Genomic DNA, 6,543 nt, shown 5'->3' with positions numbered 1-6,543 from the left:
GTTTACTACGGCGTAAGGGCTTCGGCCGATTTTAGAGAAGGGGCAAAAATGAGCAAGACTATCAACATTAAAGCAACACCAAACAGCACCTATTACCTGCAACTTAATGATGCCAAATATTTAAGCAATGAGGATAGTACCCGACTGCGCATCAAAGAGCGTTTTAATGGTATGATAATTTTAGATGATGATTTTAATGGCGACGATGATTTTGGCACAGAACCGGTGAACATTAATATAGAAAAAAGTGATGTTCCGCAACCCGTGCTTGTTGAATCATTTACTGCAAGGGGCCGCGACGATGAGGATGCACTGATCAATGCACGGAACATCAGCTACCGTTTTACCCAAAAAGATTCGGTAATAAAATTCGATCGCCGGCTGGAAAGGCTTGCAGGGACCAAATGGCGTGGTCAAAAGCTATATATTACATTAAAAGTTCCTATAAACTCAATCTTGGTTATTGACAACAAGCTTGATAGGAACATGGGTTTTAACCTTTATGATTGCGGGCAAAACAACAAGCCGGTTAACCCTAATGGTTCGGTATTTGTGATGACGGCAAATGGCTTAGAGTGCAAAACACCACCCGTTCCACAAGCTACAATTGATAGTCTCAGAAAACAAGAAGTAGCAGACAGCATTAAAAACGCAGATCAATAGTACTTACCCCGAACCTACCTATATGAGAGCCTTGATAAAATATATAAGCCTGCTATTATTTAGCGGGCTTATTATTCCTTTTTACAGCATTMCATTCTGTGCCGCCAGCCCAACTCTTGTTAAACCTGCATCTTTAGCTTCTGCCAATAGTAACTACTCTTTAGGTCAGGCTATCATAATCGGTATGGCCCAAAACATCTTCCCTGCATTAAAAAGTTTAATTTCTCTGTAACCAATCACCCCTATTGTGCATCTTATACAAAAAGACGCACAAATTACAGACCGGGGCTTACAAGGTTACAGCATTAGCATCGTCCCTAAAACTGATACACTATGAAACAAACTGCTTATATACAATAATTACTAAACACGCTAAAGGCTAAGCGCCAAAACACCTGACAACTTATTTACACAATTTTTAAAAGGAACATTTTCCTTAATGGCTTTGTACTGCCCAAACATTTTAACAACACAACAATGAAAACTAAAATCAACCATATATTATATACGTTCCTGCTTGTAGTTATCAGCTGGAGTGTATCTTTTGGCCAGACCGGCAAAACCGGCAGCGCCAAAGTATCCGGCTCCCTTGTAAACGATCAGGGTAAACCCCTTGATTACGCCAGTGTAAGCATCATCAAAGCATCAGACTCAACCGTAGTTAAAGGAGCTTTAAGTAACGACAATGGTGTTTATTCCTTTGATAAAGTACCAACGGGCAAATACCTGATAAAAGCTACTGTAGTTGGCTATACAAAAGCCATCAGCCAGCCATTTACCATTACCGGAAATTCAGCAAATATAGCGGTGCCGGTTTTAAACCTGCAACAGGGGAACAACACCCTGAAAACGGTTAATATCACTGCTTCCAAACCGTTGATAGAACGCAAGATTGATCGTACGGTAATGAATGTAGAGAATAGYGTTCTTGCAGCGGGCAATACAGCCATGGAGATCCTGGCAAGAGCCCCCGGCGTCACCGTTGACAAGGATGATAACATTAGCCTTAAAGGTAAACAAGGTGTAACCGTAATGATAAACGATAAACTCACTTATCTTACTGCCGCGCAGCTGGCAACCCTGCTACGCTCAACAGATGGCAACACCATCAAATCTATCGAGATCATTACCAACCCATCGGCTAAATACGATGCGGCAGGTAACTCCGGCATCATCAACATTAAACTAAAAAAGAACACCCAATCGGGTACCAATGGTAGTGTTACCGTAGGTGTTGCCAAAGGAAAATACTGGAGAGATAACAGCAGCTTAAACCTTAACCATAAAGACGGCAACCTTAATGTGTTTGGCACATTTAGCCGGGGCGATAGAAAACGCGGGCATGATTTACTGCTTGACCGCGTTGTTACTGACTCACTGGGAAATAAAACCTATATTAACCAGGATTCGCACATGCCGGGGTCAAATCATTATAATAACTACCGCCTGGGTGCCGATTATGACCTTACCTCCAAACATGCCATTGGTTTTGTGGTAAGCGGCTACGCCAACGGCGAAACCGACAACAACAGCACATCTACTATCTTTGGTAAACAATTTGGCGTTGCCGACTCATCATTGCGTACTACATCGGTAATAAAACAAACCTATAAAAACTTTGCACTTAACCTTAATGACAGACTTAAGATTGATACCAGCGGGCAGGAGTTAGGCATCGACCTTGACTATTCCAAATTCAGAAATAACTCAAACGCGTTTTATTATACAGACTATTTTAAACAAGATAGAACTAAACAACATGCCCCCTTAAACCTCAGCAATCAAACGCCATCAACTATAACCATATATACAGCCAAGATTGATTATACCAAGCCCTTAACCAAAACCATAAAACTGGAAGCTGGTGCAAAATACAGTAATGTAAAAACCGACAATGACCTGCAAGCGCAAAAACAGGATAGCGTTACCAATTTATATGGGCCTGATGCTTCCAGAACGAATCGCTTTATTTACGACGAAAAAATTGCCGCAGGTTATATCAATCTTAATAAACAATTCAAGAAAGCATCTATCCAATTGGGCCTCCGCGCCGAACAAACTAAATCAAACGGCAATTTATTGGGTAGCACACCGGTAACCCGCAGTTATTTAAATTTTTTTCCAAGCGTGTTTATTAACCGCACATTAAACGATAAAAACGAGATCAGCTTCTCCTACAGCCGCCGTATTGACCGCCCGGGATATGATGATCTTAACCCCTTCATTTATTACCTTGACCCTATTACCTTTAGTAAGGGTAATGCGTTTCTTAACCCGCAATACACTCAAAATTTTGAATTTAACTACACTTATAATAAAACTGTTAATGTGAGCCTGAGCTACAGCCACACTACTAATGCCATAACAGAACTGATATTAACCGAAGGTAAAAAGACGTTTCAAACCAATGCAAATTTACAAACGCAAACAGGCTATAACGCCAATATCAACACCCCCTTTACTATCACCAAATGGTGGGAAGGCAATATTAACGTAACAGCATTTTACCTGGGCTTTAAATCAGACACGCTGGCCGGCTTTAATTTTAAAGATGGGCAATGGGCATACCAGGCCCGGATGACACAGACTTTTAAATTTGCGGGGGCGCGTTTAGAAGTCATGGGCGATTATCAATCGGCATTAACTTATGCCATTTACAAAATAAGGCCCCGCTACTCGGTAGATTTGGGCATAAGCAAATCGTTTATGGATAAGAAGCTTAATATTAAGGTTGCCTGTGACGATATTTTTAACATCCGCCGTAATAACCTGAACAGCAACGCACTCAACAACAATTTCACCATCAGGCAACGAAATGACACGAGGGTTGGAAGGTTAACGCTCACCTACAACTTTGGTAACAATTCAATAAAGGTTCGCCAGCACCGCAGCGGCGCCGATGACGAAAAAGGTAGAGTGAAGGGGAATAATTAGACCGCAGTCCACGGCCCCCTGAATGGGGAGCTTTGAAAACCAAACGGTCTTGCTTAACTGAGCAAGGCCGTTTGATTTTATATACTATAATGCATATGAGCATTATTTGCCAATATGCAAATCAAAAACTCCCCCTTCAGGGGGCTGGGGGGCTGCGCTTTACTGCCCAACCATAAACACAGCATTGCTAAATAGCAGTTTGCCATTTTCCCAAAAACTGCGGAACAATGGATCATCAACCATATAAACTACCGAGCCACGGCCCATGGATTGCACACCAAGCAGCAAGCCATTATTGATCTTTTGTTTGGCTTGCGCACCCGCGAAACCCGATACATAGCTGTCTTTTTTAATAGTGCCTACATTCCAGCCGTCTTCGCCGCCAAAAAGCTCGTAGATATCATCGTTTAGTTTTAATGAATAATAGTAATCGGGCAAACCGAAACCAAGCGGATGGGTATTATCAAGGTTAAGTTTAAATATGGCGCCGGGAATCATACCGCGGATGGCATCGCGATCACGATCGCCATAAATTTTAACGGTTTTGTCTTTATCCTTGTCATCTTTTTTATCCTCCTTCTTTTTTATCAGGAAGCCTTTTTTATCAACGAGTAATGCTACAGCATTATCTACGGCAATAAGCTTCCCTCCATCGCGGATCCAATTCTGCAGTTTCTCTGATGGAAAATCATCGTACCTGCCGTCAGGAAAAACAGCTACATCAAAATCGGCCAAACGCGTGCGGCCAATATCCTGGTATCTAACCAGGGTAATGGGGTAGCCCAACTGTGTCTCAAAAAAATGCCACACCTCTCCCATCGCTTCGGAGTTTATGCCATCACCTGCAACCAGCATAACTTTAGGCTGGCGAATATACCTTACTGCATCTGAACCAAGATCAGATCCTTTATCAACAAATCCTGATGACAATGGCGTAACCTCCTGGTTAAGCCCGGCGGCGGTTTGGGTAACCGCCAGATCAAAATCGGCCCGGTCATTACCGGCGCGGGTTATTAATAATGATCCTGGTGCAAAATGCTTCCCGGCTGCATCAAATGGTTTTTCGGAGTAACGCACCCTTATCTTCTTTTTAAGCAATGCTGCCAGGAATTTTACATCACCAACAGATTGCCATGCCGATACGTAAGCGTAAGCGTGGGTATTCACCAAAGCTTTGGGCGCCACAATGCTCCATTCGGCGCTTGCCGGTTTAAATGATTCCTTAACACCGTACGCCTTTAAGCCAAAAGCATAAGGGAGCGACCACGCGGTAATATCATAGGTATTTGAATCAGGAATAAAAGTTCTGGGCTCCAGCAACACATGCAGCAACACGGCTTTAGGCTGATAGGCATTTACCACAAGATCATTAGGCCCCACGGTATACTGCTCGGTTTTACCGGTTATATAGTTATAACCAGTAACCGCTTTATTGCCTAATCCAAAGCCATATTGTATCCCGTTGCGGGCAAGCAATTTGGCCATAGCGTTTATTTTATTGTTGTTATCGTTTTTAACAACATAGGTTTTGTACTCGCCCGGCGGGTTGGCGTGGCTGTTATCAAAAAACTTTTTAAACTCATCTTTCAGTTTTTGCGCATTGGCCGATGCTGTTTCGATAGTACTTAAACCTGTTGAATGGTGATGAGCCACGCGCTGGGCAAGGGTAAGGGTATCGCCACTGCGGGTAACAACCGCCAAGCCGGCGCTGATGCCACCCTGCTCATAGGTCATCCCTATTGAGCCATTGTATAGGGGGTAGGTGTCGCCATACGAAGGGTAAAGCAGGTCGAACTCATATTTGGTAAAATACATCCAGCCATTTTGGTCAAAGTATTTAGCGTTGTTTTTACCAATGGTAACCTGGAAATCGCGTTGCCATTGGGTAATATCTCTATGGTACGGCTCGGCTGCCGGGGCAAAGTAATACGGGGCATTGTACCCCTGCTCGTGATAATCAACATGTACCTGTGGCAGCCATTGGTTAAATAAGCCTACACGGGCCTGGGTTTCTTTTTGTTGCTGCCATGCCCAGTCGCGGTTAAGATCAAAATAGTAATGATTCACCCGCCCGCCCGGCCATGGTTCGGCATGTTCACGCGATGTTGGGTTAGCATCAGGCAAAGCTCCCTTTACCGAGTTATAGAAATTAACGTACCTGTCGCGCCCATCGGGGTTTAAACAGGGGTCGATAACCACTAATGTATTTTTAAGCCATGCCTGGGTGGTCGTATTTGTTTGATCAACAAGGTCATATAAAGTCCACATAGCCGCCTCGCTTGATGCAGGCTCATTACCATGTACATTGTAGCTTAACCAGGTAATTACGGGTGCATTTGCAAGCAGAGGACCGTTTTCGATCCCTGCTACACGTAAGTTATTATGACGGATCTCTTCCAGCCGGCCAATGTTCTCGTCGGATGCAATGAACATAGCCAGCAGCGGCCGTCCCTCGTTGGTAGTGCCAAATTGCTGCAACTTTACATTTTTTGATGCCTGGGCTATGTATTTAAAATATTCAACGATACGATAGTGGGGGGTAAACTGCTCGCCCGGCTTGTAGCCCAAAAACTCTTCGGGTGATTGTATTTTTTGAGCAAAGGCCGAACAGAAGAAGCTGACAAAAACAAAAAAGAGTAAATGTTTTTTTACCATGATATATGCGTAGGATAAGAGATACGCTAATATGCAGAATTTATTTTAAATGCGCAGGTATGCAGATTTCGAGTGTGTAGATTGTTACAATTACAGAGTCGCAGATTAACTTCGTTGGGGGCATCGCCGTTTTGACCGGGCAGATATGCAGATTAACTTCGATAAGAGCTTCGCCGTTTCAGATATGCCTATGAAGCACCCAACCCACACCTTTCATGCACCTTTTCAACACCTTGCAATCACCTTACGTATGCCTTTGTTATCCTTTTGAACATCCCGCCATGTGCCTTT

At 43.4% G+C, this 6,543-nt stretch carries 3 protein-coding genes; 2 read left to right on the top strand and 1 reads right to left on the bottom strand.

The window, feature by feature from the left end; genetic code table 11:
• Together AC1DPZ_RS09985 and AC1DPZ_RS09980 are read left to right on the top strand one after the other, a co-directional pair.
• Positions 1 to 663, top strand: a 663-nt coding sequence (locus AC1DPZ_RS09985; RefSeq protein WP_477402829.1) for a hypothetical protein, incomplete at its 5' end; no start/stop codon positions are given.
• A gap of 477 nt (positions 664 to 1,140) precedes the next feature.
• Positions 1,141 to 3,597: a TonB-dependent receptor domain-containing protein gene (locus tag AC1DPZ_RS09980; RefSeq protein WP_477402828.1), complete on the top strand. Its 2,457-nt coding sequence runs from the start codon at positions 1,141 to 1,143 to the stop codon at positions 3,595 to 3,597.
• A gap of 159 nt (positions 3,598 to 3,756) precedes the next feature.
• On the opposite strand, the gene AC1DPZ_RS09975 is transcribed toward AC1DPZ_RS09980, so the two are convergent.
• Positions 3,757 to 6,252 (bottom strand): M14 family metallopeptidase, encoded by a 2,496-nt coding sequence (locus AC1DPZ_RS09975; RefSeq protein ID WP_477402827.1) that lies wholly within the window; start codon positions 6,250 to 6,252, stop codon positions 3,757 to 3,759.
• Between the last annotated feature and the right edge of the window lie 291 nt (positions 6,253 to 6,543).

The sequence above is a fragment of the Mucilaginibacter sp. P4_G9 genome, assembly GCF_056400985.1.
The sequence above is the reverse complement of the archived record's forward strand: the minus strand, read 5'-3'. Positions and strand labels throughout refer to the sequence as shown.